Consider the following 26,806-nt stretch of genomic DNA (forward strand, 5'->3'; position numbering starts at 1 on the left):
GAAATAACATTCTAGATATAAAGAACTTTATTTAGTGAAATCAAGAAAAGATTATGACAAAAAGATTTGATATTAAAATTGAAGATGATAGGCTTATCGTATATAACTTGCATACAGAACCTCTATATATTAAGGAGATCACCATATCTTACGAGGTTGAAGTCATTACTCCTACTGGAGAAAAAGGAATAAAGAAGGTTAAACAAACAATACCAATAGAAAAGAAGGTAGTTAAAGTCCTTGATATACCAGTTGTCTCTAGAGAAATTTCAGAAGTTAGAGTATCTTACGTATTTAATAATGAAAAAGCTGAAGAAATTCATCATCTTTAACACTTATTTTTTATAACTGCGTATTCTTTTACGTTCTCAAAAGGTCTTCCTTCGCATTCACAGAATTTTCCGCCCAATTCGTATAAATTAAGTCTGATAGCTTGTATTACTGCGACAAAACCTTCTAAGCCTATTACTAGTATATTTCCTATGATTAAGATAATTAATGACACGGGATTACTTAAGATTCTCCAAGTATCTAAAGTTCCCGCCAGCATAACAGCAATAAAGGAGAAAGCGTAAAGAATGTAATAATGAGATAAACCTAAGACTAAAAGCCTTATGAAAGATATAACGTTAGATATGACAAGCAGAAGAGGAGAAAAGAAACCTTCTATAAAGCCCTTAAGTAAGGCGTTCTTTAAGCCTTCCCTAATGTTAATGTAAATGTGTGAGATCCAGCCGTATATTTCGCCTATAAAAAATATTATTATAGATATAAAGGAAACTAAATAATAGCCGTAAAATATTGGACTATATAGATGCATTACTGTATAAAGCAACGCTCCTAGCAAGTTATATGTATTGATAAAGTACTTATAAGGGTTATAAAATCCATAAATGAAAATAATTGTAGGAGACAAGTAAACTATAAAGTTAGGTATCCTATTATACAGAATGTCTTCCTTAGCGTTTTTAAGGTGTGAATTATAAATTCCGAGGCTATTAGCTATCAACGTTAAAATTATACCGATAAGTATGGATATAATTATTGCGTTCTGAATTCCGTACAAGGGTTGAGAATATTGACCGAAAGGTATTATGGAAGAAAATATCTTAGAAACGTCTGGAGGGACTGGCCAATAATAGTAAAGCGGGCCTATTGTAGATTCGTTTGATTGAGGTACTAACTCTTTTGTTCCCTCCACGAATAGCGGTCCGAATAATTCTCTCAATAGCATTCCTATCATCATTGACAATGCACTTGAATAAGCCAAAACAATGGATATGTCCTTAAGTTGCTGATTATTTCTATTTTTAGCATATCTATAGAATAAAACGGAAAAAAGTAATAATACTAGTCCGTCTCCGGCGTCAGGAAACATGAGAGCAAAAAATAACGGAAAGGTTATTGCGAAAAGGAATGTAGGATCTACCTCCCAATAAGAAGGTGTGCCATAAATGCCTACTAGGCTTTCAAACGGTCTCATAAAGTGAGGGACTGAAGAATAAGTAGGAGGAATTTCCTTACTTCCGAACCTCTTTGGCCTCTCAAAAACAACTAATGCATATTTAGAAATAATCTTAATGAATTCGTCCTTTTTCTTTTCCCTTATATAACCCTCTAGATAAGCGTAGTATTTGCTAAACCTTACTGATGTGAGTATTTTAAGGATCTCTTTTAAGGTAAGTAACTTATTGTAATCCTCCATTATTCTCTTCTCTATGACCTTCCTTTCTGCGTTAAGCTCTTTGTGTAGCTCACTAATTTCTCGAAGTACTTTGTCTAGCTCTATCAATTTCTCTTCAGATCTAGTTTCTTCAATTTCGTCGTAAAGTCTAGCTCTATCGTCCAAGTATTTACTGTAAGTTTGGATTTTTTGATATACCGAGTCTATGAACTTTCCTTCGTCTTTTTTAAAATCTTCAAGATTTTTCTCTATTCCGTTAAATTCTACGATTCCTTCTTTTTTATAACCTATGTTAAAGAAATTTATAATCTTGGATATCTCGTCAAGCATTCCATTTACAAAGGAAACTTGTTCAATATATGATGTTCTTTCAAAATATTTTCCTTCTTCTGGTTGAAAATCCCCAAGCTTTACAATACAAGCTGAAATTTGCTCTCTAAGATCGTTGGGAAAGAGCATATAGACCTTTAACATTGGTTCTGGAATTATCACATATTATCATTTAACTTTAAAGAATAAAAACGAATATACTGCTGTATTTTATGTTACATAAATTAATTATTATAATTATAAAACAGTAGTTATACTCTAAACCTACCTTAAATATGCATTTAAATATGCAAATTAACAAAGTTAATGACATTTTATATAAGACCATATAAGTGAAGCTTTTTAAATAGACAGCATAGAAATCCGTATGAATGAAGTTAAGGTATCTAATGAGGAACTTCAGAGGATATATAATGACCTCCCGAAGTTTTACGATAGAGCTAATGCAATGATCTCCTTCTTTCAAGACGTAAAATGGAGGGCAGAACTAATAAAAACTGTTAAAAGTTATTGTAATAATCCTAAAAGAATACTTGATGTTGCCAGCGGAAAAGGAGAACTTTCGTACGTAATTTCCAAGTTAATAAAGACCGATATAGTAATGGTAGATTATGCTGAAAACATGTTAAAATCAAGTTTAATTGAAGGAGATAAAGTACTAGCATCATTCTATAATTTACCTTTTAGAGACAACGTATTTGATGCAGTAGTAAGCAGTTTTGCTCTTCATGCGGCAGACGATATAGGAGCGGTAGTAAAAGAGATGACCAGAGTATCAAGAAAAGTAGTTGGAGTAATCGCCATGGGTAAATCTGATAACTGGTTGCTTAGAAATTACGTTGCGTTCTATCTTAGGTTTATCCAACCTTATTTAGCCGCACTTGTAGGAGCTAAGCCTTTGGATTACAAATATATTTATTATATTTACAGAAAGATACCTACTAATTCACAATTAAAGAGTATTATTAGCAAAATATTCGATCTAAAGGTCTTTAAAGTTAAAGCTTTGGGTTCTGTTTACATTTTTGTAGGCTTAAAGAAAAGAGAACAAGGAAAAGAGGGAGAAAAAAGTATAAAAGAAGAAAAAATTGTTTAGCTTTCAGCTTGAACTTCTATTTCCCATTTTTGCCCATATGCAGCATTAGCTCCATTAGCATCGTAGACTTTTACTATGTAAGTCCCAGGAGGGATATGGAACGGCATATTGAGCATGACAGTAGCATTTTGACCAAGCGGAACGCACAACGCGAATCCAGTACTGTGAGCAGGGTGTAAGGAAAACTCATTATGAATATCGCTCTTCGGAATGTGCCCAAGTTGATTTGCATTCCATTGATAAACTACAGTACCGTTAGGATATAATACTTGAACTAACACGATAAATCCTCCATAGGTATCTGGCCCGTCAACTCTAGATATTTGTAGGAATAACGTACCGTTAGTAAATAGCTTTGTCCCTTCTAGACAATAGCCTACGGTTTTAGACCAATTTGTTAGATGACCTAAGCCTTGGAAGTCTATTTGATAAAGCCCTAGTGTCATTCCTGTGGCAATTAAAAATGCCAATAATGCAACAATTGCCTCTTTCTCCATTTTCATCACCATAGCGGAATATAATACTTCCAGATTTTAATTCCTTTATTATATTTTTTGTATAAAAGTTGATCTATTGAGAGCCATCTACTGCCAGTAAAGACGAACATAAACGCTGCTGCACCTTCCATCGAGGCTATTTGCCACTCATCAACGCACGTACTCCCTAGCCATCCTCCTCCAAATCCTATACCCCATGCTAATCCAGCTAGAACGAGTCCAGAAAGCCTAGTTAAAAGTCCAAGCATCATTAATAGACCAAATATTGCTTCTAGTGCAGTAAACATTATTAAGAAAGTGTACAATAATGGAGGATTTTGCAACAGCCATATTAGAACTCCTTTTACTGGTCCCCATGCATGAGGTAGGAACGTTATCAATTTTCCTCCTACATAGGCTGAAGAATGTGGATTAAGTTTTGCTGGAACATTTATAGTCCTTCTAACAAATGCCGAGAAAAACATCCAACCCAAAGTTATCCTAAGTATTGGCAAGTACTTTTGTGTAGTTTCTACACTAGTCTGAGCCATACAAAGATTTTTGTATATAATTCTAAGTTTTAACCGTTTCTTTCTAATAAATCTTAAAAGTACGTTAAGCTTTGTTAAACTTAATGTATTTTTATTAAAACTTTTAAAAACAATTTTTTAGATTTATAATCAGTTTTTCTAAGTTGATGGCATATACTTTAACTTAACAATTTTACTTAACATAAGCTTCCTAACTAGCTCAGTTAAAGTTACTAATTTAAGTATTATATCTTTTATCAAAATTATATCGAAATTAACTCTGTTAAAATTAGAGATCAAACATTTTATGAATAAAAAGATTTATCAGGAAAGTTAATAGTATCTCACATGGAAAGCGAAAAGTCAAAGAACGAATTAAGAATATCTAGAAGGGACTTTCTTAAAGTTTCTGCTATAACTGCAGCAGCTGCGGCTGCAGGATATGCTGCATCAAAGAACTTTGTATTTGATATCTTCTCTCCACCAGTAGACGAGGAGCAATTGCAGCCTGGGTATCAATATTCTTATGCCCCCAATATGTGCGGAATTTGTTCTTCAGTCTGTGATATTCTAGTTAACGTGGAGCAAAAGGGTAATTACATAAGGGCAATAGAAATAGACGGAAATCCTTTATCTACTCTTAATTATGGTAAGCTCTGTGCTAGAGGTAGAAGCGGAACGCTAATTACCTACAATAAAGATAGGCTAAAGAAACCGTTAATAAGGACTGGTCCAAAGGGTACATGGGCTTTTAAAGAGGCAGAATGGGATGAAGCTATACAATATATATTACAAAAATTCCAAGAATTAAACGTGCAACCTTGGGAAATGGTCTTGGGTGGAGGTGCAATACCATGTGCAAACTATAGGCCGGAATTTATACCTTTCACTTTTGCTTCGCAAATACCAACTATAGCCGGTAGCCCTATGCAACCCTGCTTATTCGGAGAGCATCTAGGAATGAACTTAACAATAGGCACTTTCGATATTCACGGCGACGAGTTGGCAGACGACTTTCAGCATTCGTCGCTTATAGTAATCTGGGGGAATAACGGCAATCCTGCTGGAATTTTTGTAAATAAAGGTTCGAGACTAGGTAAGGGATTAGCTAATGATGCGTTTGTAATAGTTCTGGATCCAAGGCAAAGCGAAGCCGCTTCAAAAGCCGATTTGTGGATTCCGGTAAAGCCCGGAAGCGATCTGGCAATAGCTATGGGTTTAATAAAGTATTTAATAGATAATAATTACTACGATGACTACTTTGTTAGATACCATACCAATGCCCCGTTCTTAGTATATCAAGAAAACGGCGTATATGTACCATATACGGCGAACTATGAAGACGGAACAGTACAAGCTTTCTACGTTTACGACGAGATAAGTCAAAGCATTGTCCAAGTCCCACCTTATACTAATACAAATATGTATTCAGTTGACGGAAAAACTATTAGGCCAGCGCTGAGAGTTCAGAACTTAGCGACCCCAGATGGAAAGCAATTGATAACAGTTTTCCAGGCTTTAGAGCAGGCGGTTTCTCAATTTACAATAGACTATGTGACACAAATTGCTGACGTCGATAAATCGTTAATTGAAGAATTCTACTTCAGAGTAGGTACTATGAGGCCTATAGATATTGCTACCGGCCAAAAGGGACAAGAAGGATCTTACACGACAATGTGGAGGAAAGCCATAGGCATAATTATGGCCCTTACTGGTAATATTGACGTCAGAGGAGGTTGGATATACAGCGGAGATCATAGAGAAGGGGCAATTCAGTTATTCCAGACTTATAATTCAATGGTGAACTCTGGGCAAGTTAAGCCCGGAATTCTAATACAAAGACCCCAAGTGTTAATGTCAGTTCCAGTACTTAATTTGCCAGGACAGATGATGCAATACGTAGCTACTGCCCTAGCTTACTGTAATCCGTCGTTCTGGCAGCACGGACATCCGGCTGTTTGGTGTGCTTATAATAATACGTTAACTTCCCAAGGTCTTAAACCGGCAGCTGCGTTTTCGCTATTTCCAGATACTGGAGTTTATGAAGCCATGCAAGGTCAAGTACAATGGAATGGACAACCCTATAATATTAAGGTTATAATGACTTGCTGTGTAAATCCGGCCAAGAACATGCAGGAATCAGAGTGGAAACAAATTTTACAAAATGCGTTTGTAATTATGATAGACATATTCCCAACAGATACTGCATTATATGCTGACGTAATTTTACCAGATGCCACTTACATTGAAAGGGAAGAGCCTATAACTAGTAGGGGTGCCACTCCAGATTCTGGATACAGAAGAAGGTGGCAAGCTATTCCTAGAGTCTATCCGTATACTATTCCAGAATTAGATTTGTTCGTCCTTCTCTCATACAAGCTAGGATTCTTCGAGCAGTATATCACTTGGATGGCAAACTCAGTTGGATTACCTGCGGATCAGTTACTACAAGCAATGCAAAAAGAAATGATGCCATTTGTTCAATACCTTGAGAAATATGGCACTTATCCAAGATGGGGAGAATTTGTAGGTAAGGCGTTTGCTGATGTTCAGTCTCAAATCATTGCGCAACAGCTCAATACTACTCCTGACGACGTTCTTAGCAAGTTAAGAACTGAAGGTGTAATAACTGTGAAGACTTTCGAAGATTATGTCCAGAATAATGAGAGAATTCCGTGGAATATTCCTGCAGGACTTCCAACCGGTAGAATAGAAATATACTCGACAATACTATACTATTATGTAATTAAGAACTTCGGTTATGACCCTACATGGGATCCAATACTTGCATATGTCCCTCCCAATTGGAACGCAGGATATGCCGTGACTCCTGGTCAATTCGTTCAACCGCAACCACCATATAACGATCCAACATTTAAGCCTACTCCTCCAGAAATGTTCTATATAGAGTTCAAAATACCTCCAATAGCCTACACTTTCACTACTAATGTACCCACCTTGGAGGCAATAACTTCAAACAGTTATCACACTAACATTTACCAGTTTGCCTGGATAAACAAAGAGACCGCTCAGAGGCTGGGAATAAATGAAGGAGATTGGATAGCGATAATAAGTAAACTAAACGGAGCAAAGTTAATAGTGAGAGCACATTTAACAGAGTGGATAAGGCCTGACACCATAGGAGTTCCAGAACCGTGGGGTCAAAATAATCCCGCTTTAACTTATTCAACTAGGTCTTTAAAGAACTTTGGAAATAGAGCAGTGACTAGTATATGGCCTCAAAGTTATGACCCGCTTACTGGTCATAGAATGGCACAACAATTCACGGTACTCGTAAGGAAAGCCACTCCAGACGAGATAAGCGAATATACTCAGTTAGCACAAGTTCAGACTCCAGATACTCTTCCTTCCCAGGAGAACATTCCTGGGAATTATACAACTTAAGGTGGTGATAAAAAATGACTGAAAATCCGTATTTAGCATTTGGGAATAATAGATCTTGTAAGAAATGGGGATTCGTAGTTAGAGTAGATCAATGCCTAGGTTGCATGGCTTGTATGGCAGCTTGTGCAATCGAAAATCAGACACCGTTCTGGGAGGAATTATGGAGAACGCACGTAGAAGACTTAGAAGTGGGCGAATTTCCTAACTCTCAAAGAATGTTTGTACCAAGATTGTGCATGCAATGCGAAAATCCTCCATGCTATTACGTATGCCCTACTGGAGCTACGCAGATAGTTGATGGCGGTATAGTCGTTGTAGACGAATACAAATGCATGGGATGTCTGTACTGCGTAGAAGCTTGCCCATTCGGAGCCAGATACTTTTACACTTACGATGATATACAAAAAGCCAAGGAATACTATGGGGATAATCTAATACACGTAGTCCCTCATGTAGATAAATGTACGTTCTGCTACGGTACAGCTCCAGGTGGTACATATACTCCAGCATGCGTAAGGACTTGTGTTGGCGGAGCTAGAGTTTTCGGATGTCTTGATGATCCCAATAGCGAAGTTTCAGTTCTAGTAAATACTGGACAAGCTGTCGTTCTAAATCCTCAGCTCAATGTTCAACCTAAGGTATTTTATGTTTTTAATAAGCAATCTGGAAGATATGCACAAGGAGGTGATAACTCATGAACGTCAAACTATGGGTCTGGACTATAGTCTTTATCTTAATAGGAGGAGGTATAATGTTTTATGGAATGAGTTATAATCCTCTAGCGTGGGCTCAAGGGTTTGTAAGTTTTACTGAGCCTAACGATGAACCTATACCTTGGGGTTTACTTGTAATAGGTTATATATTCTTCGGAGTCATAGGTACTGGAGTTAGTACATATAATTCCCTCTACGAATTGTTTAATAAGAATCATAAAGAGAGAAATCCATTCGATAAGATAAAGCTCAGGAATGAGTGGTTGGCTTTAGCAGTACTTATACCAGGATGGATAATGGTTTTCGCATCCACATATAAACCTGCCGAAGCGTTATTCATATACTTGAGCTTTAGAAGCACTTCAAGGATAGCATGGAACGGCGTTCTGTATGCGTTAGTCGGGATAGGGATAATTGCTGAAATACTTGCATTAATAGGAGAAAAAATCAAGGAAGAAGGAAAAAGAGGAATACTTGATAGGTTTTTAGCATGGTTATCTAGTAAAACAACTTTCGAAATACCCGGAATGCTAAAACTCGTAGTTGACATTGACGCGTTAATAGTAGGTTATGCAATATTAGCTGAACTTATACTTGACGCTAACTTAGGCTCGGTGTTCGGGTATCTGTCAACGTGGGTATACGAATTTGGACCATTTATGTCAATCCTATTGGTAGTAGCATCTTTCTATGCAGGAATAGCAATGATATCATTCATAACGCCACTATATTCATGGTTAAGAAGACCGACTGCAATAACTCCCACACCTGCAAAGCCCATAGCTACTCATATCAGCGGTAGTGGGAGCATTGATCCAGAAGAAGATAATACAGTATTTAAGGTCTTAGCTAGAGACGGACTTTTAGCGACAATAGGAATAGGCTTCTTAGTATTATGGTGGGTGTGGCTTACTGCGACAAACCAAGAGACATTGCCTTGGGCTGAATTATTAATTAATGGAAGTTGGAGCTTGGTTTTCTGGATAGGCTTGGTGCTGATCGGCATAATAATTCCTATAATATTATATTCTATAGCGTACAAAAAGGAAAGCAAAGGCTGGTTATTCGCGTCCTCAATATTTGTACTACTAGGCTGGTTTGTATTAATAACTTTGGCAGATGTAATTCCTCAAGCTATAAGCTGGTATTATTCAGTTTCTCCCGTAAGTCCGCCTGGATCTACATGGGCTTACGAATTAAGAAGTAACTTTAATGGAGTATCTCAATACACCCAATTACCTTTTGCAATAAGCCAGTACGACCTAGTATGGTTTGCAGGCTCTGTATTATTCCTACTCGGCGTCTACACATTGGGAGTATTACTATTACCTCTGGAAGAAGAAGAAAAGCCAAAGCACTGGTTCTTTAAGTGATAAAAATGGAAAATAATTTTTTATCCACACCTTTAATAAAAATTAAGGTAGACGTTTTTTATCACTCTTGTCCCCATAACGTCACCTCTGGATTCTACTCTTGTGATCCCGAAGAGATAGCCTCTAAACTTAAGGGAATGAAAGCAGTTGTAATTGTAGGCAAATACGACGAAGAGCACATTAAATTGTATAAAGAGGCCGCATTGAGAGCGGGTATAAATCCCCTACTTGTGAGAGTAGTTGACGCTACTTGGGGAGAAAATAGCATTGAGGAAAATAAGAAAATCTTGGAAAATGGGTGGGTAGCTGAGTTAGCATTAGTAGAGGAGAAAGGACTGCCGGTAAGTAGAAGAGAACTAATCAAGGGAGAATTAAAAATAGCTAAGGATAGGATAGATAAGCCCGTTTGGATTTCAGATATGTGTAGATTATATAGGGCTTGTACGCTGTGTCAAGATTCTTGTCCTTATAACGCCATAAAGGTTGATAAGAAGAATGGCGTCATTATAGATTATAATAAGTGTGTAGCTTGTGGTCTTTGCGTAGCAAGTTGTCCGATGAGCGCACTTCAGTTTCCGTCGTTTTCGCAACAAGCAATATTCGAACTCAGCAAGATCAAAGGAGATAAGAGAATTTCTTGTTATAAGGACACAGGGAATTCAATAAAACTGCCATGCATTGGAATGCTATCTGCAGTAGATTTAGTAATGCTTAGATCATCGGGCAAGGTTGAGCTATATTGTCCAGGATGCGAACTTTCTAAGAACTTGGACGGGCTTAAGAGTACAGTTGAAGATTTAAACAATGCCGTGGGAGGATTTTCTTTAACTGTGCCTGGATATAATATACAACCTAAAGAAGTGGAGAAAAATATAAAAATTGAGCAGTTCTCATTCCTCGCAAACAAGGCAGAAGGAAGGCAAAATATCATCAAGAATAATAATCTGCCAGATATTTCCTATGAGGTTCAAATTAACGAGAAAATTTGTACTATGTGCGAGAGTTGTGCAAAATGGTGCCCAACAAATGCGCTAACAATAGAATATTCTAATGATTCAGAAAAATTATTATTTAACCCTGATAAATGTATAGGTTGTAAAATTTGTATTAACGTTTGTCCTGAAGGAGATAACGGTTGCTCTTCTGGAAGTAAAGCAATAAAAGTATTTACTGCAAAGGAAGTTAAGCACGAGATTAAGACTTTAATGAAAGATGAAATAGTAAGGTGTAGAGTTTGTGGCGCAATTGTAGGATCTAGAAAGAGTCTTAATTTAGTTAAGAAGGTCATGAAAGAGAGAGGATTAGAGTGCGAGGATGAATGGCTCGAAAGATGTCCAACTCATAGGGCAGAATATTCATACAAAAAATTCTTTGGCAAGGAAGTAAGATTTAAGCCCAGGAGGGGTCCAAATGATTTGGGAAGAGTTTAAGCTATTTTCCTATCTTTTTATGGGAGTTAAATACAACGAAAAAGTAAAGGAACTATTGGATAAAGTAAAAGATAGAAAATATTATGAAAATGTAAAGAAAATTACTGAAATGATAGACTCTGGAAATAAAGATCAGCTTGCTACAGAATTCACTAGATGCTTTATCAATGACTATAAACACTTAAAATGTCCTCCATATGAATCTTGGTATAGAGAAAGAACAATATACGGTAAGGTTGTGGCTGAATTGTACGACATTTACTCAAAATACGGTATTCAGCCCATGAAAGAATTACCCGATCACATATCCACTGAAATGGAATTCCTAGCTTATGTCTTCTATCTAGGTAAGGAAGACGAAGGTAAAAAATTTCTAGTCGAACATATATTTAAATGGGTACCGCAATTCATTAATGATATAGAAAAATATCATTACGGAGAGTATACAAAACTTTTAGGAAACTCATTAAAATTATTCCTTGAAGAACTGTCATTGGAATTAAATAAATAATATTTTTATTAATTACTGGATAGGCATTATATTATTATATATCTGGTTTAATAAGATCATAAAATAAAAATTTTCCTAAGAATTAATACTAGGCTGGAAATTAGGCAATAAACCACCGCGTACCATCATAGCAATATCCCCACCATAAGCCTGGTACATCTATAACGTTATAATCTTAATATATTCCTCCGGCAGAAATACCGAATATAGGTATTGAGTCACACATTGCAACTATGGACATCGTTGTAGGTTTAATTGGCAAACCGTAGGATATAATTTTTCCTAGCTTACCTATAGCTATTGGGGTCTTATCAGTAGCGTCAACTGAGGTACCTCCAGTCACTATTACTGCCTCTGCTCCATTGTTTACAAAAAGGACGGAAAAGGGATGGATAGCCCAAGAAAGTTTAAAAACCTTTTTTCCTATTAATATCCAATAGCTAGAAGGGTAATCATAAAAGAGTAATACAGTTATTAATAATATGAATTTATTTGATAATCTTATTATTAAATAATTATTACATTCTGATAAATTTCAAATTAAGCGAAATATTGTGGAAATAAACAATATAAATCTACCTTTATTATTTTATATTAAAATATATTTTAAGATAAAACTGGAATAACTAACAATTTAAAAATGTTGAAATAAACGAAATATTTAAAAGTATGTATGCAAGATAATATTATTGGATAAAGATATGAGTTCTCTTAAGATCTATAAGGAGTTGGATTTAACTAGTCCGTCTTGTGTAGGTCCTATAGGTGAGTTATCTAGTGTTGTTGATGAGTTAAGGGAGGGTGAGGCTGTTAAGGTGATTTTAGCTGATGAGGCTACTAAGAAGAATATAACATTATGGGTTAAGAAGAGGGGTTTGAAGCTGATACAAGAGTCAAAAGAAGGAGACAAATACATACTATTAATAGGAAAATAAAGCGGGTAGATGGTGTAAATGAAAACCGGTATAATAGTGAGCTCTAATGAGAGGTCTAGGTTAACATGCGCTGCAATGACTTCCGTAATAATATCGTCTATGAGGGATGAAGTTTACGTTTTTTTAACAACGGATGTAGTAGATGAGAAGAAAATAGAGGATACAGTAGGTGAAGAATAATATGAAGAAAATTGTTATTTTAGGAGGGGGTATTGGAGGTACAATACTTGCAAATAGGCTAGCAAAGAAATTATCGAGTGAAATAAATAAGGGTAATGTAGAAATAACAGTTCTAGATAAGAGAGATTATCACGTTTACCAGCCTTCTCAATTGTTAGTCGCACTAGGAATAGAAGACTACGACCAGCTAATAAGACCGGAAAGATCGCTTTTAGAACCTAGCATTAAGTTTTATAGTGGAAACAAAGGTGATGTAAGAAAAATAGATCTAGCTAACCATAAGGTTATTTCTGCAGACGGTACTGAGTACAATTATGACTATTTAATAATTTCAACTGGATCCCACCTAGCGTGGAACGAGATTAAGGGTTATAGAGAACACGCGCTTTCTGTATGGTATTTAGACGACGTTCTTAAAATTAAGCAGGCAATAGATTCATTTAAAGGAGGAACAATAGTAATTAACGTTGCAAGGTTACCTATAAAATGTCCCGTGGCACCAGTAGAATTAACTTTAATATTACACGATTTGTTGAGGAAGAAAGGAATTAGAGATAAATCCAGGATTATTTATACGTATCCTGCTCCAGGGGTTTTCGGAATTAAACAAGCTAATGATTTATTTACCGAGATGTTTAAAGAAAGAGGAATAGAAATAGTTTCCAATTATGTAGTAGATTATGTAGAAAATAATACCTTGGTTTCGCAAAGTGGAGAAAAAATAAAATTTGACCTATTGTTAGGAGTGCCTCCCCACAAAGGAGCAGACGTATTAAGCGGACTGGAAATAGCAGATAGAAGAAATTGGATAGACGTAGACAAATACACGTTAAATGTAAAAGGTTACGATAACGTTTACGCAATAGGTGATGCAACTAGTTTACCTATTTCAAAATCAGGTTCAGTTGCACATTTCGAGAGCGGTCCAGTTGCGGAGAATATAGTTCATGATATTTTAGGTACCAGCGGAAAAGTACTTTACGATGGCTCAGTATTTTGCTTCTGTGTAGGAGGTATAGGGACATCAAGTTATATTAGATATAATTACGATTATGTCTTACCAGTGGTAACTCCTACTAAAACAATATGGTGGATGAAACTCATGTATGACCGTATGTATTGGAGTTTGACAGCAAGGGCAGTGATCTAAATGTCCGACGAATATCTGAATCAAATTATAACTAAATTGAAAGAAGATAAAGTAATTGATAGTATTGTAGAGTACCTATATATTCTAAAGATGGTTAGAGACATATGGCTTAATGACGAGGTAATAAAAGACCTAGGAAGTTTATTAAATTCTATATTGGCATTGGTGCCAATCATAGAGAAGTTATCTGAATTCCTTTCTGATCCAGAAGTTGTAAAAATTATAAATACAATTGCTAGCGAAGATACAATAAAAATTATTCAAAACCCTGAGAAGATGAGCTTAACTAAACTGTTATCAGAAATGAGGAACGAAAACTTCCAGAGAGGATTAGGCTTACTGGTAAAGATAATAGAAAAAATTGGGGAAGCCACCGAGGGCAAATAGGCAAGGAGGAAAGACTCGTATTTTAAAGGTAATTTTTATTTAAACGATCTAATTATAAAAATAAATAAACTTGAATTTAAAAGGTTGTATAAATTTATTCTATTCAAGTTAAATAAAGATTTACTGCAAACCACATCCACGCTATAAACGATAAAATTACTCCCCCTGGAGCAGTAACTATGGAAAACAAGAGTATAGCTGATATTCCCATTAAGTAAATAGAATAGGAAACTCCCTTAATCTTAGTGAATACAGTTAATGGAGTGACGCTCTTTATTAAATATACTGCACTAACAATGTAAAAAATTCCAGAAAGAACATAAGTGTAAACTATTACTGCAAGGCTAAATACTGAAGATGGAGGCAAAATTACAAAGAATTTACTAAATCCAAAAGAAATGTACATTCCTATGGAAAAGCTTACGAATGAGAGAAAAAGCATTGACATAGCTAAATAAAGGAATTTTCCTAACTCTTTCTCCCTTTTATATTCTACGTAAAGTAATCTTATATACGACGTTACAAGATAGATTCCCACGGCTGAAGTTACAATGCCCATGAGATTTAGGAAAAATGATACTGAAATTAATATTGCTCCAATTACAGGGTAAACTTTTTGCATATTTAAATATTTATAATCATCACATTTAAATGTTTTAGTAGTCGCTTTATTCTAGACTATAATTAACAATGTTAATTTCTTGCAGTTAAAATATAAGTTTTCCTATAATTAGACACATATCTTTCTTTTTTTATATTATTTAAAAATCTTAGGTAAAGATAAAACGAGTATTTTCAAGTAATTAAGCAAGGGAAAGCTTTTATACATAAGATATAATATTTGGTATTATGGCGCTGAAAGCAAAATTAAAGCACAAAAATGTTTTAACAGTGAGCGGAGAAGAAATAGTCAAGAATATTAAATCACAAATTGCAAAGTATCGAGTAATTGTTGTTACAGAAGGGAATAAAATTATAGGATATTTAACCAATGATGAGATTGAAAATGCAAATGAGAACGAAAGATTAAAAGATATAATTAAAAAGGAAAAGAGTGTTCTAACAATAACCGGAAAAGAAGATCCTTTGGAAATCTTAAACTTGATGGTAAGAAGTCGTATAGATTATTTAATAATTGTAGATGAAAAAGGAAGGGTTAAAGGAGCTTTAAGTATAGATGACGCTTTAGAAAACGTAAAAAGAATGATAAAAAACACGATTAATTCTTGTTAGTATATCCAAGCTTTATCGCTGTTTTAACTCCTTGTTTATATCCATAAATTCCGAATATGACAACGGTGAGTATGACTAGGAAAAATCCTATACCTAACGAATGAAGGTTATGAACTTTTATAGGCGTTATTATATTGTACGTTAATAATGGTGGATAAAGTAATATAGCAATCCCTCCAATTATAAACGCTAATCCGCCATATTCTAATACAGTCTTAGTTATGGTTTTTCCTACTACTGCTATTCCTTGGTATGTTAAATTCTTCATTCTAGTTAACCAGGTTGCAAATATTGTACCAAACATTACTTGTGCAGTCATAGTTCCAAGCCCGAATAAAGCTCCAGGTAACCATCCGATGTACATATTAGGCATCGTAGGTGCTAGTACAGTATAAACTATTAGAGCGAATGCACCAAATCCAAATCCTGCAATGAATCCATGTAAAAATGCAAGCTTTACTGGAACTGGCTTAGTGAGATCTTGTTCATTAACATAGGCTGGGTTTATTTTATGCTCAAGTTCTTCCTGTTGTAATTGACTTCCTTTCTTATGGATTCCTGTAGCTTCTCCTAATTTTTTCTCTAAATAATGCCAATGTAAATATCCGCCTTTTCTAGAAATGTATATACCAGCACCAAACATTGCTATGCCTACGAAAATGTACGTTATTCCGAACGCTGCAGTAGTCATGAAAATTCCTGCTAATGCTAAATAAGCTAGCTCTGATAAAATTGATCTTTGAATTGTGAAACCTGATGAAAATATTAATCCTGTTTTAGCTCCACCTTTACTGCTAAAAGTCCCTACTGAATAGGAAAAAGTTATTGGCCATGTATGCTCGTCTGGTGTTACGCCGTGAACTATTCCAAGTAAGTAAGCTATTACTAAAGCACTAGCAACATCAACGTTTTGCGGATTCCATAAATTTATAATCAACCAGCCAATCATATAGGTCACAAAATATTAGGTATACCCTAAAGTTTATAAATCTTTCTAAGTGGCTAATAATAAGCCGCTCCTTCTCAAGTAATCCATAAATAGGGCATTCTGTGAGACTTCTTTTTCGTCGAAGCTCACTTTACCAATATATTCAGTTATCCTTGTACAGTCATACCTAGTTCCCGAATACTTTAAAGTGCACTTAAAATCTGGTGGAAGAATATTTTTGTTCATGGGCAATTTTATAACTTTTTTCCTGCCTAGAGCTTCTGCCATTATTTCAAAGAATCTATCGAAATTTACCAACTCGCACTCGTGAGCATACATATAAACTCCTCTAGGTTTAGCCTCAGCTAATACTCTCACTATTTCCGCAATACGGTTAGCACTAATTGTCGAGAGAGAAATTCCCATGGACGGGACAATTCCAAATTTGGATAGCCAATACATTAATACAAAATGCACGTGCGCACCGTACTTACCGTAAATAAACGTAGGCCTAATTATGGCTAAAGGAAAACCTTTTTCCTTGGCTATTTTCATTACGGCTTTCTCTCCCTCGCATTTACTTATTTCATACGGAGTTTTTGGAGAAACGTTTTTACAATGCTCATCCTCTTCTTTAACCTCACCAGTTAAGCCTGTCGCAGCAGCAGAACTTACATGAATAAGAACTTGATTTTGAACGTTCTCCGCTACCTTCTTGGGTATTTCTACGTGTGCAGTCTCTACGTCTACGTTGCCAAATTTACCTATGGTGTTTATTATTACATCATTTGATTCTATAATTCTCTTTAACAAATCTAGATTGTTTAAAGGATCTAACTTAACAAAATTAACTCCCTTCTCCCTCAATAACTTGTAGTATACCTCTTTTACTCTCTCTAAAGACCTATAGGTTACGGTTACTTCTCCATACTTAGATATGTACTCTGCAATATGGGTGGAGAGAAATCCTAAACCTAAAATAAGGTACCTCATAGTCCTTTATAGCCAATACATGTATTTAAAAATTAACTAATTTCAACATAAAAAATGTTAATAAGATGTAATAGAGAAAAGATGTTAATAAATTTATAAATTAATTCTTTTTTAATAATACAATTTTGAGTATTATCCTTTCACAGAAAGTACTATTCCAGATTGCTGGGGTTTCTGACAAATAAACGACAAGCCTCGCCCCTTCTAGGGACGGGGTAAAGCCTTTTAAAACTATGGAATACTTTAAAATTTTGTGGAACTACGCAGGGAAGCCCACGATGGTGGGCGTATTAAGCGTGGCCTCTATAGGTGTCCCCGCATGAAAACGCAGACTTGAATGGTTCGAGGAATATCCTACATATCCCCGAGTCCCTAGGAGCTGGGAGCGGAGGGCGACTCCCGGTAAGGGATAGGGGTAATGGGCTGAAGGCCCAGCCCGCGGTCTACCGCTGGACTAATGGAGTGGGTGTCATCACCCACTAGCTATGAAGTGATGAAAATGAAGGCGGTAAACCGCAAACCAATGAATCGCCCTAAGGGAATCCTCGCCTTTAGGGCGGGGAGGAGGTCAGAAGGCTATTGAGAGAGTGAGAGCAGCACTAACAAAGTATAAGGACTTTTTGAAAAAACTTGGTATAGATGCAGATATAGAGGAAGTTGTTGAGTGTTTAAAAGAAAGGAAAGACACACCTTGGTAAGTCCCCTAGTGAATAGACCGAATCTTCATTTTTGGCTGAAAGTTTGGTAAAAGTCCTCCATGTCCCATTAGCGCTATGTCCTCTTTTTTAGGTATAACTCCTGCCATTAACCTTGTGAACATTACATCTATTGCGTTATAATCGCTATAATATATTCCTCCAGCAGAGATTGCAAATATAGGTATTGAATTCCACACTGCAACTATTGACATGGTAGTAGGTTTAATTGGCAATCCATAAGATATGACGTCAGCAATTTTCCTAATGGCAATGTAAGTTTTATCAGTAGGATCAACCGATGTGCCCCCAGTAACTATGACAGCCTCTGCACCGTTGTCCAAAGCTTTTTTTATTGCATTAATTATCTTATCCTCATCGTCTGGCACAATCTCCTTATATACTATACTCCACCCGTACTTGTCAGCCTTTGATTTTATTACAGGGTAATACTGGTCTTGTTTTCTCCCCTCATATATTTCAGTACCCGTGATTACTAGTCCTATTTTACTCTTCTTAAAAGGTGCAACATCTATTACCTTACCAAAATTTTTCAGCTTATCAACTTCTTCCTTTGTCATTTTGAAAGGAATAACCTCTACTACTCCCACTAGGTCTCCTTCAATTACCGGAGTGTAATTAAAGCGTGTTATTAACAAGACGTTCTGATTCAAGTTAAAATTGACAAGCCTTTCAACGTCAATGGTAATTACTCCTTTTACTTTTGAGAAGAGTAACGTTGAACCTTGCTTTCCAGGAGATATTGATATATTCTCGCCACAAATTCCTTGAGCGATTTGTGGAGTTATATCCCATTCATAAACGTAGTCGTCGCTCCCTTCGTCTATCCAAACATAATACACTCCAGAATCTTTTAAACGCTCTACATCTTCTTTAGTAATTACGTGCCCTCTAGGCAAAAGTGTTGTGGCACCATCTTTACCTACATATGTCGTATCATATCCTAAAATTTTTCCAACTGCTTCTTCAGTTTTAACTTGTTTCATAATCAAATATATACTACTATTCATATTTAAGTAATGTTGTTAGAATGACAATACTCCAAAAACTTGCGGAAAAGATTCTGGAGTACTCTGAGGGTTTTAAGGTAATTGACTACTGTGCATGCTTAAGGGCTACATATGTAATTGTGGAAGATAAAGAAGAAAGGAGGTTTTTAGGAATGTCACACATTGCTCACGAGAATTTGCATAATCAAGGGAAAATAATTGCCCCAAACGTTGATAACTTAACTGAACTAACGTCTTCAATAAATATAATTAATAGAAGTTTTGGGCTCTCATTAATAAACGCGATTTCTCAAAAATTCATCAAACCTACTCAAGAATTTCCAGAGATAAGGGATCCGGTCTGTATAGTAGGTAATATGAAACCGCTAGTGAAGGAGTTTTCTAACAGAAAGGTTTACGTGTTTGAAAAATCGACTGAACTAAGAGACGATGCGTTATCTGACGCGGAAGAAGAATTATTACTACAAGAATGTAAGACAGTTTTCATAACGGGGGTTACATTACTGAATTTCACATTAGAAAGAATCCTGGAAATATCTAAGGGTACGAATATTTTAATAGGGCCTAGCGCAAGTATTATTCCAGATTTAATGAGGGATTTTAATATACATTATATTCAATCAATGATATTCAATGACGTGGATAAAATAAGGGATCACCTAAGGTTAGGAAACTTTGTCTCATTAAAAATTAATAAAGAACTTGGGGTTAATTTCTCTGCTAAAGTAAATAGGAGTTTTGCATAGACGAAAATCGGCGTTAGGATAAATGTATATTGTTCATCCTCTTTCTGACTTCCTCCTGGAAGGGTTCCCTCCCAAGGGGCTCATCGATTCGGATAGCTCAGAGAACCACCCCAGAGGAATGCTGGAGAGGAGCGTCATTAATGTCACTAAAAGTTTGGCAAGTTTTTAAACTTTCTTGAGCTATCCATCCCTTTTGCCTCCTTAATCCCCATTTTTTGTAAAAGTCAAATGTATTAAAAATCTGAGTAAATTATTTTTAAAATGTTAGATATTTATAACCTCCTTCTTTAATAATAAGTAGTAAGAATTTAATCTAAAGTTTATATAGAAGCTTTAACACTGTTAATAAATTATATTTAAATTAATATATATTATTCCTTTTTAATCAGTTCTACCTATTTTCAGTTATGGGGATTGATTCTAGAATTTTAAGTGTCTTGTTATCTAAAACTAGTTTTGATGTAACACTTTACAGTATTGAGACTAATGTTACTTTAAAGTCAATAGATTTCTCTGCTTTAAGTAAGATACTTTTCAAATTTTTAAAGAAATATGATATAATAAACGTCCAGCTCGACTTCCAGCATGTCACTCTAACGTTCGCCAAAGGGAATAAGAGAGTATATATTACGATTAAGATGCATTGATTATAAGGCACATGTCGTTTAACAGGCTCTGCTCTTAAAAAGAGTAATATTAACTTTTGATCATTTAAGAATATAGTATAGCATGAGCTTTAGTTTAGACTTTTTAATAGCCCATACTTATTGGTCTTGACAGTTAACTAATAGGTGTAATTTGGAGTGCATACATTGCCTAGAGATGTCAGCCCCTAATGCATCTTATCCTGATGAATTGTCTCCCAAAGAGTCTCTAGATTTATGCAAAAAGATAGCGGACTTTGGAATTCCCTACGCAACACTATCTGGTGGAGAGCCTCTTCTTTATTCTGGTTTTTGGATGTTTTTCTTGTTTTAATGGTGTTGAGGTTAAAATTGAGAGTAATGGTAATTTGATTTCTGAGAGCGTTGCTGATAGAATAGCCAGGTTAGAACCTAGGTCAGTACAAATAAGTGTTAATGGGGCACACAAAAACTTACTCAACAATGAGACCAAGAGGAGTACTAGAAAAAGGCACTAAATACAATAAAATACCTTAGCGAGAGAGGAATATACATGGAGGCAGTTGTCGTACAAAGAATTTGGTGACGTTATAGACATTTTGTATTCGCTAGGCGTTAAGACTCTCTATACTGGAATTACAATGTATTTAGGTAGGGCTGTTAAGAACTGGAATATTGCAAATCCTACCAGAGAAGAATACAAGTAATGTAATAGACGTTGCAAGAAGTAAGGCAAGAGAAATATAAAGACATGAATATTGTATTATGTACCACAAAAAGTTTCAGAGCTTACTGCGTATGAGTTTGTGCTTACTGCTAGAAGGCCCTATGTCGACTTTGATTACTCTAAAGAAGATAGGAAAATTGCACTAGACGCACTAAAAGAGGTTGGAATGTTACAATTTAAGGATAGATTATTGACTGAGCTTAGTGGAGGACAGTTGCAAAAAATATACATTGCAAGAGCTTTAGCTTCTGGGGCAAATGTTTTGCTTTTTGACGAACCCACCTCAAATTTAGACCCAAAGGCATCATCGGAAGTAATGAGACTCTTAAAGAGAATAGGTCTGTACACTAATAAGGCAATTATTATTTCTATACATGGTCTAACATTGGCTTATAGGTACTCCGACATAAGGACGAAAAATTATGGCAATAGGCAAGACTGACGAAGTATTTACCACGGATATAATAAAACTTGTATATGAAATTGATGCAGAGGTTGATAAAAATAGGAAAATAGTTATTTTCTATTATTGACGTCTAAATGCCCTCTGTTAATTTTATATTTATACAAAATCCCAGATATAGCCCAAGTTATTGCAAAAGTCCCTATTATGAAATATCCTATAGTTTCCCAATACGCATTATTTAATGCAGCTACTTGATCCCAGAAGAATCCGCTCAAATTGTATTCACACGCTAATAGTCCCAACAATTCTATAGTACCTATGCCATAAGCTATAACAATTGAAATTAAGGTCATGGTTAAATTATACCATATTTTGCCTAACGCGTTTCTAAACGCCCAACCATAAGCTAGCCTCATGAATATTCCATCTGCTGTATCCACTAGCGACATACCAAGCGTGAATAATAATGGTAAAGCCAAGATAGTAGTCATCGGTATGCTTGCGAAAGCACCAGCTAACGTTGCAGAAATAGCCAAAATTGCCACTTCTGTGGCAGTGTCGAAACCTAAACCAAATAGGAAACCTATTATGTACATTTGATATTGCTTAGTGATAATTTTGAAAAGCTTACCAAAAAACCTATTCATAAAACCCCTCTTTAATAGTATCTCATTAAGTTTCTGATCATCAATAGTTTTTTCTTTTCTTACTGTCTTGTATATGTTATAAAGCTCTAATACTACCAATAAATTCAAAAATCCTATTATATAAAGGAAACCTCCACTCACTAATGTACCTATTATACTACCAATATTCTCTATATTAGTCAAATTATTTACCACATACCTAGTAGCGATCATTAACATTACACTTAAGAGAATTACTACTGTCGAGTGACCAAGAGAGAAGAAAGTACCAAGGAAGTACGGATCCTTACCCTCTTGCAATAACTTTCTTGTTGTATTATCTATTGCTGCAAGATGATCTGCGTCAACTGCATGTCTTAATCCGAAAGTATATGCTAAAACTCCTAACGTTATAAATGTACCTATAAGTTGCCCTGTATCCGTTTGTATCTTTATACTCATTTTAGGCAAGTTAAATAGAAAGTAAAAAAGGTAAGCTGTAAGAGCTATATTTATTGTATAGAATAAAACTATGAAAAACAAATTTTTATTACCTATGTTTTTTAACTGCATATCCCATCTTTTCATACCATTTCCCTTAATAATTCATACCAATATTTTTTAAGCGTTTTTAATATGAAAAGGACTTTATCATGTTAAACAATGTTAAATTTAACGTAATTTTACACAGATGTCGAGCGGAGAAGATAGAAAATAATTTAGATAAAAATCGACGTTAAGATTTCGGATGAAAGAAAGTAAATGGAAGAAGATAATTGAGACTTACGACATAATAGCCCCAGTATATGAAAGAGGAAATAAATTCGTTACATTGGGCAACATTGAACGGTGGAGAAAGGCGACGATAAAAATGCTACTGCAAGATTGTAAAGGTGTAAATAAGGTTTTAGACGCAGGATCTGGACCTGGTAACATGACTAAGACGTTGTTAAAATATAAAAATGTGAAGGTAGTGCTTCTGGATCAATCAGAAATTATGATAAAAGAGGCTAATTTACCAGCAGACAAAGTAATAGGAACCTTTGAGTATATGCCTTTTAGAGATAACTCGTTCGATGCGGTAATAATGGGTTTTTCCTTTCATGCATCTTCAAATATGAGAATGACTATAGAGGAATTGAATAGAATTTCGAGGTGCATTGGAATAGTAAGTATAGGTAAGCCCAAGAACATTATTAAAAAGAGTTTATTATATATTTACATGAAATATTTTATTCCAATTTTATCATTTTTATCTACAGGACCTAAATATTATAAAGGATATGCTAGAATATTTGATATATACACAAGCGTACCATATAATAGCGAGATAGGAAAAATTATATCTACTAAATTTAAAATAGCTAGGTTTAAGGAAGTAGGATTGGGTTCTGTGTATATTATTATAGGTTTTAAGTAGATTTGACTAGAACTTTTAATGTGTCCCCTAGAGAATCTAAATTACCTTCTTTTTCAACTAAATCACCATTTGAGAAATGAAACTTCACTATCTCATTACCATCCTCTATTATTACTACAACGTCTTTATCTATGCTATATGCAAGAGCTTTCTCTAGGATTTCATCTAATTCCGATTTTTTTATTTCTTTCTTTAGCAAAGTTCTCATCTCATAAATTTTTAACCCTTTAAGAGATACAGTATCAACTATTTTCTCACTATGATCTACTTCTTTTTTATCATAACACTTATTTTCTTCACAATACTTCTTTATGTCAGCATCTAAGCTAATGGCTAAAGTTTTATATGCTTCTTCCATTTCCTTTTTAGAAGTACCTTCTAATGGGCCATCATAAATGAATTCAAGCCTAACCTTAGTTGCGTTTCCTGCTGGTAAAATATACGTTTTTAAAACCATTTTAAATTTTGGCCAACCCAATGAATTTATTATAAACTCGCTCTCGTTATTACTTATTACTCTGGTTAGCTTAGATTTTACAGTTTTAAACCAATGAAGATATAATATCCATTCATCTGGTCCTATCTTCTCCAATTTTTTTGCAGGTTTAAAATACTTTACCCAATTTTCAGGATTGCTTAAGTATTCCATTAGCACACTTGGCTTTTCATGGTATTCAAATTCATAACTTACATCTATCATGATAGTTCACTACATGACATATATTATGTCCTTGCCTATTTAAGCCTTTTTTATATTTATAATCCTTAACTTAATATTGGACATATTTATTTTTTTACGAATTCTATTCTCATTAGTTTAACTTTAAACTATAATACCTTCAGAATTTTGAATAGAAAATTAGTTTTTAAACCTCAAATTTTCTTCTCTTACCTTAGATTAATTTCAACTGTAGTCCCGTTCTTTAACGTATCAGTTACTGGGCACCTTGTTTCGGTTTCTTCCACCAATTTCTCAATGACTTCTTTTGGGGCGTCAGCATCTACAGATAAGTTTACTTTTATCTTGTTAAGTGCAGCCCTCTTGTTCATGTCTTTACCCAAGAATTTATCTGTGTCCAATGTCCCAGTTATTTCTAGACTCACATTCCTAATTTTTATCCCCTTTTCTCTAGCGACTAGCTGAAGAGTTATACTAATACATCCAGCCAAGGCCGTAAGCAAATATTCTAAGGGATTAGGTCCACTATCAGTACCACTGAAATATTCGGGTTCGTCTACTACCAAAGTGAAATGCCTTACTTTAATTTCGCTTTTAGTTTCTGAAACGGATTTAGAAGTTACCTTAATGTTCATAACATTCGTTTTTATCATATTTATCAAGTAAATTATATGATACAGAATTTTTAAATTTTTCGTATGCTATGTTAGAAATGTTTTCTTCTTTAATACATCCGATTCTGATGTTTCATTTTTCAAAATTTTTATATATCTACAATATAAAATTTAATTAGTTAATTAACCATATCATAAGGAATATATAATCTTGAGTACAATTTGATATTGTATGAAGAAGATAGATTGTAGAATATACGATTGTAGGAATATATCAAATATTATCTTTACTTACGCTAAGGAATTAGATGTAGGAGAGAAATTGATTATAGATATTCCTAAAGAATACCTAGATATTGTTATGAATATCTGCGAAGCTCTTTGCTTAAGGCCTTTATCCGTAAAATTGTATAAAGATTATTGCTCAGTGATGGTCATGAAAGAATATTCATTAGATACAAAGTATTGCACTGAGTACTTGGGGTCATAAAATACTCCTCTTGTGTAGCCCAATTTTAATAATTGTACTGCTTCCCCCTTATTATTAGTTATCGCAGTACTGCCTAAATAATGTATTTTTACACCTTTAATAAACATAGGATGAACTTGGGCAGAAGGACCTATTATAACGTTCAATCTAGAATTCCTTGCATATTCAAGAATTTCATCTATACTCTCATTTATAATTACTGCTCCGCTCATTATTACCGCATCAACTTGGGGAAGAATTCTTTTCTCTAGAGGCTCGGACATAACTTCTCCACACGGCTTTTTATCGAAAGTATAAACTACAAAATATTTCTTCAACTCTTTTACTACTGGAGGCATATTACCTATAATTGCAACTTTACTTGAACGAGCTTCGTATAATTTCCTTATAATCCATTCATTAGTATTATTTACTTGCTGAATACGCAAAAGTTTTTGGCTTAAAGAATTTACAGTTGCCAGAGCCAGGGATCTTTCTATCCAACTATCAGAGGTCAACAGTTCAATTTCCTCTTGAATAGAAGGATAAAACTTTGGTCTATTTCTTCTTTCAACAATCTCCGAAATTTCAAAGGAAGGCGTTACGTTAAGTCCTATATATTTTTCTCCATTCTCATCTTCTGTAACCACTATAGTATAAAAATACCCTACAATCGCGTCTACTATTTTTAATGATAACTCGTGTTTCTCTAAATACTCACTTACATTCTTTTTTATTAAATCTAGTATCATCTTGATAACATCTCCTTAAGTCTTGATAAGGATTGTAATACTTTGGGCTTAAGCGCAATAACGTTAGCAAAAACTAACGTATATGTATGCTCAAAATGGTGAAGATATATTAACGCTACAGTAAAATATAATCCTGGAGGTTTTGCCGGACCTAGTCCTAGTAATTCTGCAAACGATTCTATATTAGGAAGTGACTCTATATTAGGAAGTGAAAAAGCTAGCAATAGTATTAACGAAAATATCATTATATAAACTATCTTCTTGTTTATCTTATTATAGTAAAAAACAATTAATGGGAGTAAAACCGCAAACGAAAGGGAAGCAAGGACTCCGCTTAACTCACCAACGAAATTTCTTGGAGCAAAGAATATTTCCACTGTACTGAGCATATATATGGCAAAAAGGATTATTGCACCTCTAATTATCTTACCATATTTCTTGTTAGTAAATAAAGCATATAATTTATTGGGAGCTAACGCACTTGTTAGTCCAATTGTACCACCTAAAAATAGTCCTCCCGGACCGGCAATCTTCACGAATAGAGGGAAGGGAGGAGGAACAAAAAGAGTGTGAATAAAACTATATAAAGTTATTAACCCTAGCACTCCGTTAAACGCTCTAAACAAGTATTTATAGTTCATAAGAAATATTTCTATATGTACAT

Annotated in this window: 28 protein-coding genes and 3 pseudogenes; 18 read left to right on the plus strand and 13 right to left on the minus strand. The window is 34.8% G+C overall.

What is annotated here, in order from left to right:
- The first annotated feature begins 53 nt into the window (after positions 1–53).
- Positions 54–332: a hypothetical protein gene (locus D1867_RS07075; protein WP_155863376.1), complete on the plus strand. Its 279-nt coding sequence runs from the start codon at positions 54–56 to the stop codon at positions 330–332.
- Here D1867_RS07075 and D1867_RS12415 read toward each other — a convergent pair.
- Positions 329–2,176, minus strand: coding sequence for a V-type ATPase 116kDa subunit family protein (locus D1867_RS12415; RefSeq protein WP_155863377.1), 1,848 nt, complete (start codon positions 2,174–2,176; stop codon positions 329–331). The genes D1867_RS07075 and D1867_RS12415 overlap by 4 nt on opposite strands.
- A 205-nt stretch (positions 2,177–2,381) precedes the next feature.
- On the opposite strand from D1867_RS12415, the gene D1867_RS07085 reads away from it, so the two are divergent.
- Complete coding sequence (locus D1867_RS07085) at positions 2,382–3,110, plus strand: class I SAM-dependent methyltransferase (protein ID WP_155863378.1); 729 nt, start codon at positions 2,382–2,384, stop codon at positions 3,108–3,110.
- Here the strand turns inward: D1867_RS07085 and D1867_RS07090 are convergent.
- Both D1867_RS07090 and D1867_RS07095 read right to left on the minus strand, forming a co-directional pair.
- On the minus strand, positions 3,107–3,607 hold the full coding sequence (locus tag D1867_RS07090) for a TQO small subunit DoxA domain-containing protein (RefSeq protein WP_240872188.1): 501 nt from the start codon (positions 3,605–3,607) through the stop codon (positions 3,107–3,109). The two genes, D1867_RS07085 and D1867_RS07090, sit on opposite strands and share 4 nt — an antisense overlap.
- A gap of 5 nt (positions 3,608–3,612) precedes the next feature.
- Positions 3,613–4,137 (minus strand): TQO small subunit DoxD, encoded by a 525-nt coding sequence (locus D1867_RS07095; protein WP_155863380.1) that lies wholly within the window; start codon positions 4,135–4,137, stop codon positions 3,613–3,615.
- Between the two features lie 327 nt (positions 4,138–4,464).
- On the opposite strand from D1867_RS07095, the gene D1867_RS07100 reads away from it, so the two are divergent.
- From D1867_RS07100 to D1867_RS07120, 5 genes are read left to right on the plus strand one after another with little or no spacing between them, the layout of a single operon-like run.
- On the plus strand, positions 4,465–7,521 hold the full coding sequence (locus D1867_RS07100; RefSeq protein ID WP_155863381.1) for a molybdopterin-dependent oxidoreductase: 3,057 nt from the start codon (positions 4,465–4,467) through the stop codon (positions 7,519–7,521).
- Between the two features lie 14 nt (positions 7,522–7,535).
- The gene (locus tag D1867_RS07105) at positions 7,536–8,219 is read left to right on the plus strand and encodes a 4Fe-4S dicluster domain-containing protein (RefSeq protein ID WP_155863382.1); all 684 of its coding nucleotides are present in this window, start codon (positions 7,536–7,538) and stop codon (positions 8,217–8,219) included.
- Positions 8,216–9,607 carry an NrfD/PsrC family molybdoenzyme membrane anchor subunit gene (gene nrfD, locus D1867_RS07110; RefSeq protein WP_155863383.1) on the plus strand — a complete coding sequence of 464 codons (1,392 nt, stop codon included), beginning with the start codon at positions 8,216–8,218 and terminating at the stop codon, positions 9,605–9,607. The genes D1867_RS07105 and nrfD overlap by 4 nt, the downstream gene beginning before the upstream one ends.
- 5 nt (positions 9,608–9,612) lie before the next feature.
- Positions 9,613–11,037, plus strand: a complete 1,425-nt coding sequence (locus tag D1867_RS07115; protein WP_155863384.1) for a 4Fe-4S dicluster domain-containing protein — start codon at positions 9,613–9,615, stop codon at positions 11,035–11,037.
- Entirely contained in the window at positions 11,018–11,548 is a 531-nt protein-coding gene (locus tag D1867_RS07120) for a TorD/DmsD family molecular chaperone (RefSeq protein WP_170283908.1), read from the plus strand. The genes D1867_RS07115 and D1867_RS07120 overlap by 20 nt, the downstream gene beginning before the upstream one ends.
- Before the next feature lie 175 nt (positions 11,549–11,723).
- Here the strand turns inward: D1867_RS07120 and D1867_RS07125 are convergent, their stop codons facing one another.
- A complete protein-coding gene (locus tag D1867_RS07125; protein WP_155863385.1) occupies positions 11,724–11,891 on the minus strand; it encodes a hypothetical protein in 168 nt (55 codons plus the stop codon).
- 358 nt (positions 11,892–12,249) lie between these two features.
- On the opposite strand from D1867_RS07125, the gene D1867_RS07130 reads away from it, so the two are divergent.
- The 4 genes and pseudogenes from D1867_RS07130 (at position 12,250) to D1867_RS07145 (ending at position 14,200) form a co-directional block, all read left to right on the plus strand.
- Complete coding sequence (locus D1867_RS07130; protein WP_155864423.1) at positions 12,250–12,483, plus strand: sulfurtransferase TusA family protein; 234 nt, start codon at positions 12,250–12,252, stop codon at positions 12,481–12,483.
- 18 nt (positions 12,484–12,501) lie between these two features.
- Positions 12,502–12,624: pseudogene (locus D1867_RS07135) on the plus strand (DsrE family protein); the annotation flags it as partial.
- 40 nt (positions 12,625–12,664) lie between these two features.
- On the plus strand, positions 12,665–13,813 hold the full coding sequence (locus D1867_RS07140; RefSeq protein WP_155863387.1) for an NAD(P)/FAD-dependent oxidoreductase: 1,149 nt from the start codon (positions 12,665–12,667) through the stop codon (positions 13,811–13,813).
- A complete protein-coding gene (locus D1867_RS07145; protein WP_155863388.1) occupies positions 13,814–14,200 on the plus strand; it encodes a helical membrane plugin domain-containing protein in 387 nt (128 codons plus the stop codon).
- A gap of 103 nt (positions 14,201–14,303) precedes the next feature.
- On the opposite strand, the gene D1867_RS07150 is transcribed toward D1867_RS07145, so the two are convergent.
- A complete protein-coding gene (locus D1867_RS07150; RefSeq protein WP_155863389.1) occupies positions 14,304–14,822 on the minus strand; it encodes a hypothetical protein in 519 nt (172 codons plus the stop codon).
- Positions 14,823–15,049: 227 nt separating this feature from the next.
- On the opposite strand from D1867_RS07150, the gene D1867_RS07155 reads away from it, so the two are divergent.
- Positions 15,050–15,433, plus strand: coding sequence for a CBS domain-containing protein (locus D1867_RS07155; RefSeq protein ID WP_155863390.1), 384 nt, complete (start codon positions 15,050–15,052; stop codon positions 15,431–15,433).
- On the opposite strand, the gene D1867_RS07160 is transcribed toward D1867_RS07155, so the two are convergent.
- On the minus strand, positions 15,420–16,382 hold the full coding sequence (locus tag D1867_RS07160) for a hypothetical protein (protein WP_155864424.1): 963 nt from the start codon (positions 16,380–16,382) through the stop codon (positions 15,420–15,422). The genes D1867_RS07155 and D1867_RS07160 overlap by 14 nt on opposite strands.
- 45 nt (positions 16,383–16,427) lie before the next feature.
- Positions 16,428–17,354, minus strand: coding sequence for an NAD-dependent epimerase/dehydratase family protein (locus tag D1867_RS07165; RefSeq protein ID WP_155863391.1), 927 nt, complete (start codon positions 17,352–17,354; stop codon positions 16,428–16,430).
- Positions 17,355–17,622: 268 nt separating this feature from the next.
- Here D1867_RS07165 and D1867_RS12420 point away from each other — a divergent pair.
- A pseudogene (locus D1867_RS12420) lies at positions 17,623–17,937 on the plus strand (RNA-guided endonuclease TnpB family protein); the annotation flags it as partial.
- A gap of 120 nt (positions 17,938–18,057) precedes the next feature.
- On the opposite strand, the gene D1867_RS07170 reads toward D1867_RS12420, so the two are convergent.
- Positions 18,058–19,056, minus strand: coding sequence for a molybdopterin-binding protein (locus tag D1867_RS07170; RefSeq protein WP_155863392.1), 999 nt, complete (start codon positions 19,054–19,056; stop codon positions 18,058–18,060).
- Between the two features lie 44 nt (positions 19,057–19,100).
- On the opposite strand from D1867_RS07170, the gene D1867_RS07175 reads away from it, so the two are divergent.
- The 4 genes and pseudogenes from D1867_RS07175 (at position 19,101) to D1867_RS12635 (ending at position 21,618) form a co-directional block, all read left to right on the plus strand.
- Positions 19,101–19,826: a Rossmann-like domain-containing protein gene (locus D1867_RS07175; protein ID WP_155863393.1), complete on the plus strand. Its 726-nt coding sequence runs from the start codon at positions 19,101–19,103 to the stop codon at positions 19,824–19,826.
- Positions 19,827–20,618: 792 nt separating this feature from the next.
- A pseudogene (locus D1867_RS07180) lies at positions 20,619–20,804 on the plus strand (radical SAM protein); the annotation flags it as partial.
- Between the two features lie 208 nt (positions 20,805–21,012).
- Complete coding sequence (locus tag D1867_RS07185) at positions 21,013–21,156, plus strand: hypothetical protein (RefSeq protein ID WP_155863395.1); 144 nt, start codon at positions 21,013–21,015, stop codon at positions 21,154–21,156.
- Between the two features lie 51 nt (positions 21,157–21,207).
- Complete coding sequence (locus tag D1867_RS12635; protein WP_155863396.1) at positions 21,208–21,618, plus strand: ATP-binding cassette domain-containing protein; 411 nt, start codon at positions 21,208–21,210, stop codon at positions 21,616–21,618.
- Between the two features lie 74 nt (positions 21,619–21,692).
- Here the strand turns inward: D1867_RS12635 and D1867_RS07195 are convergent, their stop codons facing one another.
- Positions 21,693–22,796, minus strand: a complete 1,104-nt coding sequence (locus D1867_RS07195) for a HoxN/HupN/NixA family nickel/cobalt transporter (protein WP_155863397.1) — start codon at positions 22,794–22,796, stop codon at positions 21,693–21,695.
- A 160-nt stretch (positions 22,797–22,956) separates the two neighbouring features.
- On the opposite strand from D1867_RS07195, the gene D1867_RS07200 reads away from it, so the two are divergent.
- Positions 22,957–23,628, plus strand: coding sequence for a class I SAM-dependent methyltransferase (locus tag D1867_RS07200; protein ID WP_155863398.1), 672 nt, complete (start codon positions 22,957–22,959; stop codon positions 23,626–23,628).
- On the opposite strand, the gene D1867_RS07205 is transcribed toward D1867_RS07200, so the two are convergent.
- The 4 genes from D1867_RS07205 to D1867_RS07220 form a co-directional block, all read right to left on the minus strand.
- On the minus strand, positions 23,621–24,328 hold the full coding sequence (locus tag D1867_RS07205) for an SRPBCC family protein (RefSeq protein WP_155863399.1): 708 nt from the start codon (positions 24,326–24,328) through the stop codon (positions 23,621–23,623). The two genes, D1867_RS07200 and D1867_RS07205, sit on opposite strands and share 8 nt — an antisense overlap.
- A gap of 188 nt (positions 24,329–24,516) precedes the next feature.
- Positions 24,517–24,960 (minus strand): OsmC family protein, encoded by a 444-nt coding sequence (locus D1867_RS07210; protein ID WP_205737142.1) that lies wholly within the window; start codon positions 24,958–24,960, stop codon positions 24,517–24,519.
- 378 nt (positions 24,961–25,338) lie between these two features.
- The gene (locus tag D1867_RS07215; protein WP_155863400.1) at positions 25,339–26,142 is read right to left on the minus strand and encodes a Rossmann-like domain-containing protein; all 804 of its coding nucleotides are present in this window, start codon (positions 26,140–26,142) and stop codon (positions 25,339–25,341) included.
- Positions 26,139–26,783: a hypothetical protein gene (locus tag D1867_RS07220; RefSeq protein ID WP_155863401.1), complete on the minus strand. Its 645-nt coding sequence runs from the start codon at positions 26,781–26,783 to the stop codon at positions 26,139–26,141. The genes D1867_RS07215 and D1867_RS07220 overlap by 4 nt, the downstream gene beginning before the upstream one ends.
- Positions 26,784–26,806: the final 23 nt, after the last annotated feature.

Origin of the sequence: Acidianus infernus, assembly GCF_009729545.1 — an archaeon.
Classification (GTDB): domain Archaea; phylum Thermoproteota; class Thermoprotei_A; order Sulfolobales; family Sulfolobaceae; genus Acidianus; species Acidianus infernus.

Bases quoted from the DNA above. Each gene is read 5' to 3' on its own strand.
- D1867_RS07090 (WP_240872188.1), bottom strand. From the start codon at position 3,607: ATGGAGAAAGAGGCAATTGTTGCATTATTGGCATTTTTAATTGCCACA.
- D1867_RS07155 (WP_155863390.1), top strand. From the start codon at position 15,050: ATGGCGCTGAAAGCAAAATTAAAGCACAAAAATGTTTTAACAGTGAGC.
- D1867_RS07210 (WP_205737142.1), bottom strand. From the start codon at position 24,960: ATGATAAAAACGAATGTTATGAACATTAAGGTAACTTCTAAATCCGTT.
- D1867_RS07115 (WP_155863384.1), top strand. From the start codon at position 9,613: ATGGAAAATAATTTTTTATCCACACCTTTAATAAAAATTAAGGTAGAC.
- D1867_RS07195 (WP_155863397.1), bottom strand. From the start codon at position 22,796: ATGAAAAGATGGGATATGCAGTTAAAAAACATAGGTAATAAAAATTTG.
- D1867_RS07095 (WP_155863380.1), bottom strand. From the start codon at position 4,137: ATGGCTCAGACTAGTGTAGAAACTACACAAAAGTACTTGCCAATACTT.
- D1867_RS07200 (WP_155863398.1), top strand. From the start codon at position 22,957: ATGAAAGAAAGTAAATGGAAGAAGATAATTGAGACTTACGACATAATA.
- D1867_RS07130 (WP_155864423.1), top strand. From the start codon at position 12,250: ATGAGTTCTCTTAAGATCTATAAGGAGTTGGATTTAACTAGTCCGTCT.
- D1867_RS07100 (WP_155863381.1), top strand. From the start codon at position 4,465: ATGGAAAGCGAAAAGTCAAAGAACGAATTAAGAATATCTAGAAGGGAC.
- nrfD (WP_155863383.1), top strand. From the start codon at position 8,216: ATGAACGTCAAACTATGGGTCTGGACTATAGTCTTTATCTTAATAGGA.
- D1867_RS07215 (WP_155863400.1), bottom strand. From the start codon at position 26,142: ATGATACTAGATTTAATAAAAAAGAATGTAAGTGAGTATTTAGAGAAA.
- D1867_RS07170 (WP_155863392.1), bottom strand. From the start codon at position 19,056: ATGAAACAAGTTAAAACTGAAGAAGCAGTTGGAAAAATTTTAGGATAT.
- D1867_RS07165 (WP_155863391.1), bottom strand. From the start codon at position 17,354: ATGAGGTACCTTATTTTAGGTTTAGGATTTCTCTCCACCCATATTGCA.
- D1867_RS07160 (WP_155864424.1), bottom strand. From the start codon at position 16,382: ATGATTGGCTGGTTGATTATAAATTTATGGAATCCGCAAAACGTTGAT.
- D1867_RS07145 (WP_155863388.1), top strand. From the start codon at position 13,814: ATGTCCGACGAATATCTGAATCAAATTATAACTAAATTGAAAGAAGAT.
- D1867_RS07085 (WP_155863378.1), top strand. From the start codon at position 2,382: ATGAATGAAGTTAAGGTATCTAATGAGGAACTTCAGAGGATATATAAT.
- D1867_RS07140 (WP_155863387.1), top strand. From the start codon at position 12,665: ATGAAGAAAATTGTTATTTTAGGAGGGGGTATTGGAGGTACAATACTT.
- D1867_RS07075 (WP_155863376.1), top strand. From the start codon at position 54: ATGACAAAAAGATTTGATATTAAAATTGAAGATGATAGGCTTATCGTA.
- D1867_RS07175 (WP_155863393.1), top strand. From the start codon at position 19,101: ATGACAATACTCCAAAAACTTGCGGAAAAGATTCTGGAGTACTCTGAG.
- D1867_RS07150 (WP_155863389.1), bottom strand. From the start codon at position 14,822: ATGCAAAAAGTTTACCCTGTAATTGGAGCAATATTAATTTCAGTATCA.
- D1867_RS07105 (WP_155863382.1), top strand. From the start codon at position 7,536: ATGACTGAAAATCCGTATTTAGCATTTGGGAATAATAGATCTTGTAAG.
- D1867_RS07205 (WP_155863399.1), bottom strand. From the start codon at position 24,328: ATGATAGATGTAAGTTATGAATTTGAATACCATGAAAAGCCAAGTGTG.
- D1867_RS07220 (WP_155863401.1), bottom strand. From the start codon at position 26,783: ATGAACTATAAATACTTGTTTAGAGCGTTTAACGGAGTGCTAGGGTTA.
- D1867_RS07120 (WP_170283908.1), top strand. From the start codon at position 11,018: ATGATTTGGGAAGAGTTTAAGCTATTTTCCTATCTTTTTATGGGAGTT.